Genomic DNA, 14,917 nt, shown 5'->3' with positions numbered 1-14,917 from the left:
CTAGGGAGTTTTGAGCAGGAGGGCGTAGAAAAAGCCGTCCCCCATGGCGGGGGCGTCGGGATATTCGACCACAGGGAGGAGGTGGCCGGGGGCTGGCAGGGCCCGGGCGCTCGGGGTTCGTTGCAAAAATGCGTCGATCCGGGCCTGGCCTTCCTGTTTGAAGACAGAACAGGTGCAGTAAAGCAGACGCCCGCCCGGCTTGAGCTTGGGCCACAGGGCGGTGAGCATGGCGTCTTGCGTGCGGGCGAGCTGGGCGATGTCGCTGTCGCGGCGCAGCCAGCGCACGTCGGGGTGGCGGCGCACGATGCCGGAGGCGCTGCAAGGGGCGTCGAGCAGGATGGCGTCGAAGAACTCGCCGTCCCACCAGGTGTCGGGCTGGCTGGCGTCGGCGGCCACGGTCTTGGCGCTCAGGTGCAGGCGGGCCAGGGTGTCGTCGATGCGTTTGAGGCGCTCGGGGTCGGCATCGATGGCGGTGACGGTCAGGTCGGCCAATTCCAGCAGGTGGGCGGTTTTGCCGCCGGGGGCGGCGCAGGCGTCCAGGACATGGGCGCCCGGGGGCAGCGTTTGGCCATCAATGGGGGCGAGCAACAGGTGCGCGGCCCGTTGGGCGCTGGCGTCTTGCACAGAGACGGCGCCCTGGTCAAAGCCGGGCAGGCGGTTCACCGGCACCGCGGCATCGAGGACGATGGCGTGCGGCACGTGGGCCGCTTCGGGCAGCAGTTGGCCCGGGATGCCGGCGTCCTGCAGGCTTTGCAAATAGGCGCTGGCGGTGGATTGGCGCGCGTTGACGCGCAAGGTCATGGGCGGTTGCACCTGGTTGGCGGCCAGCAAGGTTTCCCAGTGCTCGGGCCAGTCCTGTTGCAGGCGGGCGATCCACCACTCGGGGTGGTTGTAGCGGGCCATGACGTCGCGGTCGGTGGCGGCCATCAGGGCGTCGCGCTCGCGCAGGAAGCGGCGCAGCACGGCGTTGACCAGACCCGAGGCGCGTTCGGCCTTGCGTTTGGCGGCGGTCACGGCCTGGTCGACCAGGGTGTGCTCGTCGTATTCGGTGCCGCAGGCCAGCGCCAGGGCGGAGATGAGCAGGCTGTCGACCCAGGGGGCCGGTTTCTTGGACACCAGGGCCTGGCGCAAGGCCTGGGCGCGGCCGATGCGGCGCAGCACGGTGAAAGACAGGGCCTGGACCCCTGGGCGTTCGGCCGGGCGGCAGGCGGTGAGGGCTTCGGTCAGGGATTGGCCGTTGCTGACGGCGGTGATGGCGTCGGCGCAGCCCGCGAGCAGCTGCCACAGCGGCAGGCTCAGCGGTGAAGGAGAGGGGGAAGGCAGGGTCATGGCGCGCAGTCTATGCGCCTTTGTCGCCCAGCCTGCGCTCAATCCCCCAGGAAGTGGCGGCGGTAGCGCGCGGGCAGGTCGCCGATGCGCATCAGCATGGGCAGGTCGGCGGTGTTGAAGTCGGGATCCCAGGCGGGCGCGCCCAGCACCTTGGCGCCGCAGCGCAGGTAGCCCTTGATCAAGGCGGGGGCCTCGACGTTCAGGTGGTGGTCCAGCTCATCGACCGGCAGGGGCAGGCGCGGGCGCACTTGCAATTCGATCGGGGCCAGGTGGGTGTGGCGCAGCTTGTTCCACAGGCTGGCGGCCAGGTGGCCACCGTCGCGCATGCTGATGCTGGCGCAGCCGATCATGGTGTCCAGGTCGTTGCGCACCATGAATTCGGCCAGGGCGCCCCACAGCGCCAGGATGGCGCCGCCATGGCGGTGGTCGGGGTGCACGCAGGAGCGGCCCAGTTCCACCATCCTGGAGCGCAGCGGGCGCAAGCGGATCAGGTCGAATTCGGTCTCGCTGTACAGGCCACCCACGCGTTTGGCCGACGCCGGCGTCAGCACGCGGTAGGTGCCGATGACCATGCCGGCGTCCGGGCCGGGGCCGGCCAGGCGCACCAGCAGGTGCTCGCAGTAGGGGTCGAACAGGTCGATGTCGTGGCCCTTGGGGCTGCCGGCGGGCACGCGCAATTTGGCGCCCATTTCCTCGGCAAAGACCTGAAACCTCAGGCGCTGCGCCGAGAGAACATCTTCTTCAGTGCGTGCCCAAACGACTTCAAGTGCGTGTGAGCTTGGGTGAAGTGACCTCCGGGCGGCGCGCGATTCGGCCGTGAAATTGGGACGCAGGTCGGCAATGGGCAGCGTCGGCAGCGGCAAATCCCTCATGGTCGGCTCCTTCAACAATGGTTCGGTGAACAGGTGACGGGGCCGAGTGTTGGCGGGGGGCATGACGCTGGCGTGAATCTCGCATGACAGAACCGTGACGGGCCGCCAGATCCTTGTAAATCCTCACGCCAGGGCCCGTTCAGCGCTGTTAGCATCGAAGACCATGAGCATCCAGATATTCGGTTTGCCGGTTTCTCGGGGGGTGGCCATCGGTCGGGCGGTGCTGGTGGCCTCCAGCCGGGTGGACGTGCCCCACCATTTCGTCGACCCCGACCTGGTCAACGACGAGATCTCGCGCCTGCTCGACGCCCGCGACGTGGTCGCCCGTGAATTCGAGGTGCTCAAGCGTGATCTGCCGCCGGATGCACCTTCCGAGCTGGCCGCCCTGCTGGACGTGCACCAGATGCTGCTGCAGGACGAGGCCCTGATCGGGGCCACGGCCGACTGGATCACCTCGCGCCACTACAACGCCGAATGGGCCCTGTCGGCGCAACTGGAAGTGCTGGCGCGCCAGTTCGACGAGATGGAAGACGCCTACCTGCGTGAGCGCAAGGCCGATCTGGAGCAGGTGGTCGAGCGCATTTTGCGCACACTGGGCCGCGGCGCGCCTTCGCCCGTGGCCAGCGCCAAGGATTTTGGCGGCGACGAGCCCCTGGTGCTGGTGGCCAGCGACATCGCCCCGGCCGACATGCTCAGCTTCAAGCGCAGCGTGTTCAAAGGCTTCGTGACCGACGTGGGCGGCAAGACCTCGCACACGGCCATCGTGGCCCGCAGCATGGACATCCCGGCCGTGGTGGGTGCCCGCCAGGCCAGCCACCTGATCCGCCAGGACGATTGCATCATCATCGACGGCGATGCGGGCCTGGTGATCGTCGACCCCTCGCCCATCGTGCTGGAAGAGTACCGCTTCAGGCAGCGCCAGAGCGAGCTGGAACGCGGCCGCCTGGCCCGCTTGCGCCACACCCCGGCGGTCACCCTCGATGGCGAGCGCATCGAACTGCTGGCCAACATCGAGATGCCCGAAGACGGCGCCGCGGCGTTGGAAGCCGGCGCGGTGGGCGTGGGCCTGTTCCGCAGTGAATTTCTGTTCATGAACCGCGGCATGGACAACCTGCCCGACGAAGAAGAGCAGTACGAGGCCTACAAGGCTGCGGTCGAGGCCATGAAGGGCCTGCCGGTGACGATCCGCACCGTGGACATCGGCGCCGACAAGCCGCTGGACGGCCTCTCGCCCAACGAACTGCGGCACGAATCGGTGCTGAACCCCGCGCTGGGCTTGCGCGCGATCCGCTGGAGCCTGTCCGAGCCCAGCATGTTCCGCCGCCAGTTGCGGGCCTTGTTGCGGGCGGCGTACCACGGTCCGGTGAAGGTGCTGATTCCCATGCTGGCCAGCCTGCACGAGATCCGCCAGACGCTGGAAAACATCGCGCACGTGCAGCGGCAGTTGACCGAATCGGGCAAGCCCTTTGGCACGGTCGAGCTGGGCGCCATGATCGAGGTGCCGGCGGCGGCGTTGACCTTGCCGGTGTTCTTGCGTCACTTCGATTTCGTGTCCATCGGCACGAATGACCTGATCCAGTACACGCTCGCCATCGACCGGGCTGACGAGGCCGTGGCTCACCTGTACGACCCCTGGCACCCGGCGGTGCTGCAACTGGTGTCGACCACCATCCAACAGTCGCGCGCGGCGGGGCGGGGTGTGAGCGTGTGTGGCGAGATGGCGGGCGACCCCATCTTCACCGAGTTGCTGCTGGCCATGGGGCTGCGCAGTTTTTCGATGCACCCTTCGCAGATCGCCTCGGTCAAGCAGCGCGTGCTGCGGGCCGACACGCGGCGCCTGGCGTCGCTGCTCGATCCGGTCTTGCAAAGCGACGACCCTGAAGAAACCTGCACGCACCTGTTCCCGGCCATGGCCACGCCGGGCCTGGCGGGCAAAACATTGCTGTCTGTCGCGGCTTGATCCTTCCCCGATGAGGCTTGGCGGGCTCGGCCAACAGTCTGGCGTTCAAAGACAGGCGCTGAACGAGGCGCGCTCCTAAAGTCGTGCGGTTTGTCACTGTTGGGGCTTGATGAAGGCCCGCGAACCGATCATGTCCCTCGCTCAGCGCAAGCCCCAGTCCATGCCAGCACCTGGCCACCCTTCGGCACACGAACAAGCGGAACACGTCAAGCGCGTGGTCACGCAGGAAGGGGCTCGTCTGCGCGAGCGCTTTCCCATCCTGAGGCACCAGAACGCCATTGGCGCCACCATCCTGGCCGTGTCCTGGGCAGGCATCCTGGCCTCGGCCTACGGCTATGTGAGCGACGCTTTGCCGGCCTGGGCCACGATCGGGCTGGTGGCCTTCTTTGCCTCGTTCACGCACGAGCTGGAACACGACCTGATCCACTGGATGTATTTCCGCAAGAAGCCCTGGGCGCACCACCTGATGATGGCCTTGGTGTGGCTGGCCCGGCCCAGCACCATCAACCCGTGGATCCGGCGCGAGATCCACTTCAATCACCACAAGCACTCGGGCACCGAGCGCGACATCGAAGAGCGCGCCATCACCAATGGCGAGCGCTGGGGCCTGCGCCGCTTTTTGATGACCGGCGACAACATGCTGTCGGTGCTGCTGCGTTTGCACCGCGCGCCATCGCGAAAGCTGCGGGTGAAGATGCTGACGCGCTCGGTGGTGGCTTACTTCCCGCTGGGCCTGTTGCACTGGGCGCTCTGGTACGTGTTTTTGGCCGTGCACGCGATGGCGCTGGCGGGCCACCCCGTGACGGCACCGTGGACCACGGCACTGGACACGCTGATCGTGGTGTGGGTCGCGCCCAATGTGTGGCGCACCTTCTGCCTGCACTTCGTCAGCAGCAACATGCATTACTACGGTGACATCGAAGACGGCAATGTGATCCAGCAATGCCAGGTGCTGACGCCCGCCTGGATGTGGCCCTTCCAGCTGTTCTGCTGCAACTTCGGCTCGACCCATGCCATCCACCACTTCGTGGTCAAGGAACCCTTCTATGTGCGGCAGTTGACCGCGCCCGTGGCCCACCGTGTGATGCGCGAGGTGGGGGTGCGCTTCAACGACCTGGGCACCTTCAGCCGGGCGAACCGCTGGCGCGCCGATGTTCGGTCGGCGACTGTCCCGTCCAGCGCCGGAAAGCCCGCGTGAAATTGCTGGTGTCGGCGAAGCCCAGCAGGTAGGCCACTTCGCTGATCGAGCAGGCCGGGTCGGCCAGGTGGGACAAGGCCAGTTCGTGCCGGGTGCGGTCGAGCAAATCGGTGAAGCTGGCCTGCTGGTCTGACAGGCGGCGCTGCAAGGTGCGCACGCTGCAGTTCAACTGTTGCGCCACCTGGGCCTGGGAAGGCTCGCCACGGGGCAGCAGGTCGGCCAGGCAGGCGCGCACTTGCGCCACCGTGTTGTCCTTGTGGATGCCGGCCAGGTAGGTGGTCAGCAGGGCCTCGCTGTGGCGGGCCAGTTCGGGGTTGGCGCCTTCCAGCCGTGTTTCGATCAGGGCGTGGGGCCAGACGATGCGGTTGCCGTCGGCCTCGAAGCTGACGGGGCACCTGAAGGTGCGCTCGAAAGCCTCCGCGTTGGTGGGCGTGGCGCGCTGCAGTTCAACGCGCGTGGGGGTGATGGCGCGGTTGCCCAGCAGTGACCGGGCGGTGTAGACCACCAGGGCCGCGGCGGCGTCGATGGCTTCGGGTTCGGGGGCGATGCCGGAGGCCGGCGCCAGCAGGCGCACGACGTGTTCATCGCCGTGCTGCGTGAACGTCAGGCTCCAGGCGTCGGTCACGACATGGAAGTGCCGGGCCACGCGCTCGAAGGCGTCCTTCAAGGTGGGGCTGGCTGATTGCGCCTGCCACAAGGCGTGGAAGGACGTGGGCATGACGTGGCGCGCGGCCTTCAGGCCAAAGGCATCGTCGCCCGTGGCCTGCGCGGACAGGCGCCACAGCTTGGCCATGGCCTGCGCTGGGCAACGGCCGTTGGGGTCGTCGAGCATCGCAGTGCTCAGGCCCGACTCGTGCAGCAACCGGGCGCTGTCGCAGCCGCTGGCGTCCAGCGTGCGCCGGATCACACGGGCCCAGCTGGCCAGAACGGTGTGCTGCACATCATGGACCATCTGGTACTTACTTCTGGCCCAAGGTCTCCCAGCGGTCCAGCAGGGTCAGCAGCGCTTCGTCGATGGCGCTGATGCGTTCCTGCATGGCGGGCAGGCCTTGCGGGTTCTTCTTGTAGATGTCCGGATCGGCCAGCTGTGCATTCAGCGAAGCCTGCTCGGTCTCCAGGTCGGCGATGCGCTTGGGCAGCTCGTCCAGCTCGCGTTGCTCTTTGTAGCTGAGCTTGCGGGGCTTGGCGGTGGGCACGGCCGGGGCGGCGGGCGCTGGTGCCGGAGCGGGTGCGGCGGCGGCCGGTGGCGTGTTGCCCGACGACTTGGCATGGGCGTTGGCCAGCGCTTCGGCGCGGCGCGATTGCTGCAGCCAATCTTCGACGCCACCTTCGTATTCGCGCCAATGGCCGCCGCCCTCGGACACCACGGTGCTGGTGACCACGTTGTCCAGGAAGCGCCGATCGTGGCTGACCAGGAAGACGGTGCCGGGGTAGTCGGCCAACAGGTCTTCCAGCAGGTCGAGCGTGTCGATGTCCAGGTCGTTGGTGGGTTCGTCCAGCACCAGCACGTTGGAAGGACGCGCGAACATGCGCGCCAGCAGCAGGCGGTTGCGCTCACCACCGCTCAAGGTGCGCACCGGCGAATTGGCGCGCGCGGGTGAAAACAAAAAGTCCTGCAGGTAGCCCATCACGTGCTTGCGCGAACCGTTGATCTCGATCCACTCGCTGCCGGGGCTGATGAAGTCGGCCAGGGTGGCGTTCAGGTCGAGGTTGTCGCGCATCTGATCGAAGTAGGCGACGTTGATGTTGGCGCCGATCTTGACCTTGCCGCTGTCGGCCGCGAGTTCACCCAGGATGATCTTGAGCAGCGTGGTCTTGCCCGCGCCGTTGGAGCCGACCAGGCCGACCTTGTCGCCGCGCAGGAAGGTGCCGGTGAAGTTCTTGACGATGTCGCGGTCGCCGTAGCGCTTGTTGACGTCCTCCAACTCGGCCACGATCTTGCCGCCGCGGTCGCCTTGCGAGACTTCCAGCTTGACGCGGCCGATGACGTCGCGGCGAGACGTGCGTGTTTCGCGCAGCACTTCCAGGCGCTTGATGCGCGCCACGCTGCGGGTGCGGCGGGCTTCGACGCCCTTGCGGATCCAGACTTCCTCTTGCGCCAGGAGCTTGTCGGCGCGGGCGTTGGACACGGCTTCGTCGGCCAGTTGCTGGGCCTTCTGGGTTTCATAGGCGGCAAAGTTGCCAGGGTAGGAGCGCAGCACGCCCCGGTCCAGCTCGACGATGCGGGTGCAGACGTTGTCCAGGAAGGCGCGGTCGTGGCTGATCAGCAGGACGCTGCCCTTGAAGGCCACCAGCAGCTCTTCGAGCCAGGTGATGGCGTTCAGGTCCAGGTGGTTGGTGGGCTCGTCCAGCAACAGGATGTCGGGCGAGGCCACCAGGGCCTGGGCCAGCGCCACGCGCTTTTTCATGCCGCCCGACAGGTCGCTGATCATCAGCTCGTGCGGCAAGTCCAGGTGTTGCAGGGTCTGCTCGACGCGCTGCTCCCAGTTCCAGCCATCGCGGGCTTCGATCTGCGTCATCAGGGCGTCGAGGTCGTCGCCTTCCTGGTGGGCTTCGAAGCGGTCGCGCAGCTCGCGGATGTCGCCCAGGCCGAGGCTGACGGCGTCGAACACATTGATGCCATCGGCAAACTGCGGCTCTTGCGCCACGTAGGCCAGGCGCGTGCCGCTCTGGAATTGCAGGGTGCCGTCGTCTGGCTTTTCGAGGCCGGCGATGATTTTCAACAGGGACGACTTGCCCGTGCCGTTGCGCCCGATCAGGCCGACGCGCTCATTGCTTTCGAGCGCGAAAGCGGTGTGGTCCAGCAGGGCCACGTGGCCAAAAGCCAGACAGGCGTCATTCAAGGTCAGGAGGGCCATTCGTTTGGGTGCTTGTGTTTCGTGAAGTCGGCATTGTCAGGCCTGCGCCTGCACAATGTGCCGCCATGCCGCCATTTCTCCTGGATCCCCGCCACCGCGCACGCCTGTTTTCCGCCATCTGGGGGCTGGCGGGCGCTTTGGTGCTGGTGGCCGGGTGGTGGTTGTGGCATTTTCCGACGGACCGCTGGGAGCTGCAATCCCACGTCATGGAATTGACCGACGCCGAGGCCTTGGCCTCGCAGCGCGCGACGCCGCCGGACGATTGGGACAATTGGGTGCGGGTGAGCCTGCCGCACCGCTGGTCGCAAACCCACCGCCAACTGACTGGCAGCCTGTGGTACCGGCTGAATGCGCCCATGTCGAAGGTGCCCCTGGAGACCTGGGCGGTGTACTTGCCCAAGGTCAGCATGAATGCCGAGGTGTGGGTGAACGGGGTGTCCTTGGGCGTGTCCGGCTCGATGGAAAGGCCCCTCTCGGCCAACTGGTACACCCCCCTGCTGTTCACCGTGCCTCCCAGTCTTTGGCGGGCCGGCGACAACGTGGTCGAGGTGCGGGTCGCCGGGGACAGCATCAGCCGTTCTGGCTTGGCGCCGGTGTGGGTCGGTTCGGCGCGCACCCTGAGCCAGATGCACACGCAGCGTTGGTGGGTGCAGGTGATGGGCGTGCACGCGGCCAATGTCGGCCTGATGATGCTGGGCCTGTTCCTGGTGGTGCTGTGGATGCGCGACCGCACCCAGAGCGCCTTTGGCTACATTGGCCAGGCGGCAATCCTGTGGGGTGTGGGTTCGTCAGGCAACATCGTGCCCGACCCGTTCCTGCCGATGAAGGTCTGGGATGCCATCAACTTCACGGCCATCGTGTGGGCGCAGTTGTCGTTGTGCCTTTTCTTCTTGCGGTTCTCCGAGCGCCATTGGCTTTGGGCCGAGCGCCTGATCGCCGGCTTCGCCGTGCTCGACCCGCTCGTGGTGGCGCTGATGCCCTCGCAGATGCTGGTGGGCCTGACCTACCTCTTCATCTACCTGGTGGCCCTGGTGGGTTTTGCCCTGGCCTTGTGGCACGCCTACCGGACCCGACGCCCGGACCGCAACCTGTTCGCCTTCGGCTCGCTGGTGTCCATTCCAGCGGCCGCCCACGATGTGGCTTTGCAACTGAACCAGTTGTCGTTCGAGTCGGTGTACATGCTGCCGTATGCCGGCCCGGTGCTGGTGGGTTGCATGGCCTTCATCGTGGCCGGCGACCACGCCCGGTCGCGCCAGGCGCTGGCCCACCTGAACGATGACTTGATGGACAGCATCCACCGACGTGAAGCCGAGTTGCGCGACAGCTTCCAGCGCGTGTCTTCGCTGGAGCAGGCGCAAGCCGTGTCGGCAGAACGTGCCCGCATCCTGCGCGACATGCACGATGGCGTGGGTGCCCACCTGACCACGGCCCTGCGCCAGCTCAACCCCACGACACCCCAGCCCGTGGACCTGCGCATGGTGACGCGCATCCTGCGCGAAGCGCTGGACCAGTTGAAGCTGTCGATCGACGCGATGTCCATGCCGCCGGGTGACGTGGTGGGCCTGCTGGCCAGCCTGCGTTTCCGCATGACGCCGCGCTTCAAGGCCGCTGGCCTGAGCTTGCGTTGGGACGTGGGCGATCTGCCAGAGTGGCCGGCGGGCACGCAAGCGGCCTTGCGCCAGTTGCAGTACATCCTGTTCGAGGCCATGTCCAATGTGCTGCAGCACGCTGGCGCACAGGAAGTGACCCTCCAGGCCCGCCTGGAGGGCGAGCAGTTGTTGGTGGTGCTGCATGATGATGGCCGTGGCCTGTCCGGCCCGGGTGTCAAGCCCGAGGGGCATGGCTCGCAAACCATGCGCAGCCGCGCCGGCACCCTGGGGGCGGGCATCGAGTTCGTGAGTCCACCGCAAGGTGGTTATGAGGTGCGCCTGACTTTGCCGATGGGGAGGCCCGATGAGCGACAGCAATGATGAACGCCGGTGGAGCGTGGTGGTGGTCGAGGACAATCCCCTGACCTGCGAGTTCCTGGGCTCGTGCATCAACGCGCACCCGCAATTGGAACTGGCCGCGTCCTTCGCCACGCTGGCCTCCGCCCGCAGCTGGTTCAAACGGCGCCAGGCCGATCTGCTGTTGGTGGACCTGGGCCTGCCCGATGGCAGCGGCCTGACCCTGATGCGCGAGGTGCACTCGCGTTGGCCCCAGTGCGACATGCTGGTGGTGTCGATGTTCGGCGACGAGGTCAACGTGGTGGCCAGCATTGAGGCCGGCGCCGTGGGCTATGTGCACAAGGACGACGAAGCGGCTGACATCGCCGAGACCTTGCTGGCCGTCAAGGGCGGCGCCTCGCCGATCTCGCCGATGATCGCGCGCCACCTGCTGCTGCGCATGCGGCCTTCGGTGCCCGAGCCCGCCGCGGCCGCCGTGAGCCTGTCGCCGCGCGAGCAAGAGGTGCTGCAGCACATCGCGCGGGGCCTGGCCTATGCCGAGATCGCGCGCTTGCAGGGCGTGACAGTCCACACCGTGCAGACCCACATCAAGAAGCTTTACGGCAAGCTGGCCGTGCACTCGCGCAGCGAGGCCGTGTTCGAAGCCAACCGCCTGGGCCTGCTCAACGACACGCTCAGACGCTGAGCTTGCTTTCCAGCGCATCGACGAAGCGCTTGGCCACGTCGAAGCCCGCCTGCTGCGTGATCTCCTGAAAGCAGGTCGGGCTGGTCACGTTGATCTCGGTGAGCTTGTCGCCGATGATGTCCAGGCCCACCAGCAGCAGGCCGCGCGCCGCCAGGATCGGGCCCAGGGTGCGGGCGATGTGCCAGTCGCTTTCGCTCAGAGGCTGGGCCACGCCCTTGCCGCCGGCCGCCAGGTTGCCACGCACCTCGCCGCCTTGCGGGATGCGCGCCAGCGCGAACGGCACGGGTTCACCATCGATCAGCAGCACACGCTTGTCACCCAGTGCAATGGCGGGCAGAAAGCCCTGCACCATGATCGTCTGGGTGCCGTCCCGGGTCAGCGTTTCGGCGATGCTGCCGAGGTTCAAGCCATCGGCCGGCACGCGGAAAATGCCGGCGCCACCCATGCCGTCCAGCGGCTTGAGGATGATGTCCTGGTGCGCCACGTGGAAAGCCCGGATCGCGTCGATGCTGCGTGTCACCAGGGTCGGAGCGGTGAACTGCGGAAACTCCAGGATCGCCAGCTTCTCGGGGTGTTCGCGCAGCGCCTGCGGCTTGTTGAACACGCGCGCGCCCTCGCGCTCGGCCTGGGTCAGCAGGTGCGTGGTGTAGAGGTATTCGGCGTCGAAGGGCGGATCCTTGCGCATGATCACCGCGTCCATGTCGGCCAGGATCACCACGCCCTGGCTCACCACATTGAACCAGCGGTCGGGGTGGCCGGTCAGCTCGATCTGGCGCGACAAGGCTTGCACTTTGCCGCCGTGCTGCCAGACCAGTTGATCCTGCTCGCAAGCCCAGACCTGGTGGCCGCGGGCGGCGGCCTCGCGCATCATGGTGAAAGTGCTGTCCTTGTAGATCTTGAAGCTGTCCAGCGGGTCGGCGAGGAAGAGGATGTTCATGGCGAATCTGCGATGTCAGGGGCGGGGGCCCGCCAGTGTTGCACCAATAAGGCCAGGATGCCGGCGACCAGGCCCCAGAAGGCGGAACTGACGCCCAGCAGGCTCATGCCCGACAGGGTGACCAGGAAGGTGATCAGCGCGGGTTCGCGGTGGCGGTCGTCGCGCAGGGCGGTGGCGAGCCCGCCACCAATGGTGCCCAGCAGGGCCAGCCCGGCCACGCCCATGACCAGGGCCGCGGGGAACGCCGCCAGCACGCCGGCCACGGCCCCGCCCAGCAAGCCCATGGCGATGTAGAACAGGCCCGACATGATGGCCGCCGTGTAGCGCTTGCGTGCATCGCTGTGCGCGTGGGGGCTGAGGACGATGGCGGCGGTGATCGCGGCCAGGTTGAAGGCATAGCCGCCAAAGGGCGCCAGCAGCACGGTGGTCACGCCCGACCAGGTCATCAGCGGCGAGACCTGGGGCTCGTAACCGGCCGTGCGGATGGCCGACACGCCTGGCACCGCCTGCGAAGCCATGGTCACGATGAACAAGGGCAGGCCCATGCTCATGACCGCGTGCCAAGACCACTGCGGCACCACCAGCACGGGCGCGGCCAGCTCCCAGCGCAGCACCTGTGTGTTCAATTGGCCCTGCAGCGCCGCCACGGCGGTGCCCGCCACCAGCACGCCCAGCACGGCGTAACGTGTCCACCAGCGGCGGCCCACCACGTAGGCCACGAACATGGTCAACACCAGGGTGGGTTGCAAGGTGGTGTGCGCGAAGGCCAGCAGCGCGAACTTGGCGAGGATGCCGGCCAGCAGCGCCGAGGCCAGCGCCACCGGGATCTTGCCCATCATGCGTTCGAAGACGCGGGTCACGCCCGACAGCCACATCAGCACGCCGCACACCAAAAAAGCGCCGACGGCCTCTGGCAGGCTCACATCGCCCGCAGCGGCGGCGATCACGGCCGCGCCCGGGGTGGACCAGGTGATCAGGATGGGCGCGCGGAACCACAAGGACAGCCCCAGCGTGCTCAAACCCATGCCCAGGCCCAGCGCCCACACCCACGAGCTGATCTGCGCGGGCGTGGCGCCCAGCGACTGCGCGGCGTGGAAGATCAGGGCGATGGTGCTGGTGAAGCCCACCAGCGTGGCCACGAAGCCCGCCGACACGGCCGCCAGCGAGGTGTCCTGGCGGATGCGGTTCAGCGATGACAGCAGCGTGTTCAGATCTCGACCTTGGAGCCCATCTCGATCACGCGGTTGGCGGGCAGGCTGAGGAAGTCCGCCGCGCCGGAGGCGTTGCGGTGCATGCCGGCGAACAACTTCTCACGCCAGGGGGCCATGCCGCTCCCGATGGTCGGGATCACGATGTCACGGGACAGGAAATAGCTGGTTTCCATCTCTTCGAGGCTGACCCCGCGCTGCTTGAGCAGCTTGAGGGCCTCGGGCACGTCTTGTTCGTTCTTGAAGCCGAAGTGCAGCATCACCTGCCAGCAGTCGTGGCCCAGGTTCTTGATCTCGATGCGCCGCTCGAAGCCGATCCAGGGCACCTCGTGCGATTTCACGGTCACGAACAGGTTCTTCTCGTGCAGCACCTTGTTGTGCTTGAGGTTGTGCAGCAATGCATTGGGCGTGGTGCCCGCGTCGGCGTTCAGGAACACGGCCGTGCCCTGCACGCGGATAGGCGGACTGGAGAACACCGCGTCCAGGAAGGGCTCCAGGTCGATCGAATCGCTGCGCAGGCGCTCGCTGAGCAGCGCGCGGCCCTGTTTCCAGGTCATCATCAGCGCGAACATCACGATGCCGATCATCACGGGGAACCAGCCGCCGTCCTTGATCTTGATGAAGTTGGCGCTGAAGAACAGGATGTCGATCACGAAGAAGAAGCCGGTGGCGAAGATGCACAGCGCCAGCGACAGCTTCCAGGCATAGCGGATCACGAAGAAGGTCATCACCGTGGTGATCAGCATGTCGATGGTGACCGTGATGCCATAAGCCGCCGCCAGCTTGCTGCTCGAGCCGAAGAACACCACCGCCAGCACGATGCAGCCATACAGCGTCCAGTTCACGAAGGGCACGTAGATCTGCCCCGTTTCGTTGACCGAGGTGTGCAGGATGCGCAGGCGCGGCAAATAGCCCAGCTGGATCACTTGCTTGGTGACTGAGAAGGCTGCCGTGATCAAGGCTTGCGAGGCGATCACCGTGGCGAACGTGGCCAGGATCACCAGCGGGAACAGCGCCCAGTGCGGTGCCATCTCGAAGAAGGGGTTGTTGACGTTCTCGGGGTGGGCCAGCAGCATCGCGCCCTGGCCAAAGTAGTTGAGCACCAGTGCCGGCATCACCAGCGCGAACCAGGCCAGGCGGATCGGTTTTTTGCCGAAGTGGCCCATGTCGGCGTAGAGCGCCTCGGCCCCGGTGGCGCACAGGATCACGGCGCCCAGGGCCACGAAGGCCATGTGCGGGTGGTTGAAGATGAAGCTCAGGGCGTGGTGCGGGCTCATGGCCTCGAGCACGGCGGGGTTGTCGATGATGTGGATCACGCCCAGGAAGGCCAGCACCATGAACCACAGCGCCGTGATCGGGCCGAAGAACTTGCCGATGCCGCCCGTGCCATGTTTTTGCACCATGAACAGCATGGTCAGCACGACCAGGGTGAGCGGCACCACGTAGGGCTCCAGCCCGGGCGCGGCCACTTTCAAGCCCTCCATGGCCGAGAGCACCGAAATCGCCGGCGTGATCACCCCGTCGCCAAAGAAAATGGCCGTGCCGAAGATGCCGATGGCCAGCAGGCGCATCCGCAGGGCCGGTTTGCTTTTCACCGCCGTGGCCGCCAGGGCCAGCATGGCGATCAGGCCGCCTTCGCCGTTGTTGTCGGCGCGCAGGATCAGGGTCACGTACTTGAGCGAGACGATGATCGTCAGCGTCCAGAACATGATCGACAGGATGCCGTAGATGTTCTCCTGCGTCACCGGCAGGTGGCCGTGCGTGAAGACTTCCTTGAGCGCGTACAGCGGGCTGGTGCCGATGTCACCGTACACGATGCCGATGGCTCCCAGGGTCAGCGCTGCCAGCTGTGAGCGGCTGATGGGGGCGTTGGAGCTGGTTTGCACGAGTGATGGACGCGAATCGACGAGGCGCTCATTCTGCC

The 14,917-nt window shown here is 66.6% G+C and carries 11 protein-coding genes; 4 read left to right on the top strand and 7 right to left on the bottom strand.

Going from position 1 to position 14,917, the window contains the following annotated elements; translation table 11 throughout:
• The gene (gene rsmB, locus ACREB4_RS02965; protein WP_431586701.1) at positions 1–1,329 is read right to left on the bottom strand and encodes a 16S rRNA (cytosine(967)-C(5))-methyltransferase RsmB; all 1,329 of its coding nucleotides are present in this window, start codon (positions 1,327–1,329) and stop codon (positions 1–3) included.
• Between the two features lie 38 nt (positions 1,330–1,367).
• Positions 1,368–2,201, bottom strand: a complete 834-nt coding sequence (locus ACREB4_RS02960; protein WP_431586700.1) for a GNAT family N-acetyltransferase — start codon at positions 2,199–2,201, stop codon at positions 1,368–1,370.
• Between the two features lie 163 nt (positions 2,202–2,364).
• Here ACREB4_RS02960 and ptsP point away from each other — a divergent pair, with 163 nt between their 5' ends.
• The gene (gene ptsP / locus ACREB4_RS02955; RefSeq protein ID WP_431586699.1) at positions 2,365–4,161 is read left to right on the top strand and encodes a phosphoenolpyruvate--protein phosphotransferase; all 1,797 of its coding nucleotides are present in this window, start codon (positions 2,365–2,367) and stop codon (positions 4,159–4,161) included.
• Positions 4,162–4,291: 130 nt separating this feature from the next.
• Positions 4,292–5,359 (top strand): fatty acid desaturase, encoded by a 1,068-nt coding sequence (locus ACREB4_RS02950; protein ID WP_431586698.1) that lies wholly within the window; start codon positions 4,292–4,294, stop codon positions 5,357–5,359.
• Here ACREB4_RS02950 and ACREB4_RS02945 read toward each other — a convergent pair.
• Entirely contained in the window at positions 5,286–6,299 is a 1,014-nt protein-coding gene (locus ACREB4_RS02945) for an AraC family transcriptional regulator (RefSeq protein WP_431586697.1), read from the bottom strand. The genes ACREB4_RS02950 and ACREB4_RS02945 overlap by 74 nt on opposite strands.
• A gap of 19 nt (positions 6,300–6,318) precedes the next feature.
• Positions 6,319–8,217, bottom strand: a complete 1,899-nt coding sequence (locus tag ACREB4_RS02940; protein WP_431586696.1) for an ATP-binding cassette domain-containing protein — start codon at positions 8,215–8,217, stop codon at positions 6,319–6,321.
• A gap of 65 nt (positions 8,218–8,282) precedes the next feature.
• On the opposite strand from ACREB4_RS02940, the gene ACREB4_RS02935 reads away from it, so the two are divergent.
• Positions 8,283–10,187 carry an ATP-binding protein gene (locus ACREB4_RS02935; protein ID WP_431586695.1) on the top strand — a complete coding sequence of 635 codons (1,905 nt, stop codon included), beginning with the start codon at positions 8,283–8,285 and terminating at the stop codon, positions 10,185–10,187.
• The gene (locus ACREB4_RS02930; RefSeq protein ID WP_431586694.1) at positions 10,171–10,848 is read left to right on the top strand and encodes a response regulator; all 678 of its coding nucleotides are present in this window, start codon (positions 10,171–10,173) and stop codon (positions 10,846–10,848) included. Before ACREB4_RS02935 ends, ACREB4_RS02930 begins: the two co-directional genes overlap by 17 nt.
• Here ACREB4_RS02930 and gshB read toward each other — a convergent pair.
• From gshB to ACREB4_RS02915, 3 genes are read right to left on the bottom strand one after another with little or no spacing between them, the layout of a single operon-like run.
• Positions 10,838–11,785 (bottom strand): glutathione synthase, encoded by a 948-nt coding sequence (gene gshB / locus ACREB4_RS02925; protein WP_431586693.1) that lies wholly within the window; start codon positions 11,783–11,785, stop codon positions 10,838–10,840. The two genes, ACREB4_RS02930 and gshB, sit on opposite strands and share 11 nt — an antisense overlap.
• Positions 11,782–12,975, bottom strand: coding sequence for a benzoate/H(+) symporter BenE family transporter (locus ACREB4_RS02920; RefSeq protein ID WP_431586834.1), 1,194 nt, complete (start codon positions 12,973–12,975; stop codon positions 11,782–11,784). Before ACREB4_RS02920 ends, gshB begins: the two co-directional genes overlap by 4 nt.
• 17 nt (positions 12,976–12,992) lie before the next feature.
• Positions 12,993–14,879 (bottom strand): potassium transporter Kup, encoded by a 1,887-nt coding sequence (locus ACREB4_RS02915; protein ID WP_431586692.1) that lies wholly within the window; start codon positions 14,877–14,879, stop codon positions 12,993–12,995.
• Between the last annotated feature and the right edge of the window lie 38 nt (positions 14,880–14,917).

It is taken from the genome of Aquabacterium sp. (assembly GCF_050725395.1).
Classification (GTDB): domain Bacteria; phylum Pseudomonadota; class Gammaproteobacteria; order Burkholderiales; family Burkholderiaceae_C; genus Aquabacterium.
This window is presented reverse-complemented; position numbering and strand designations above follow the sequence as displayed.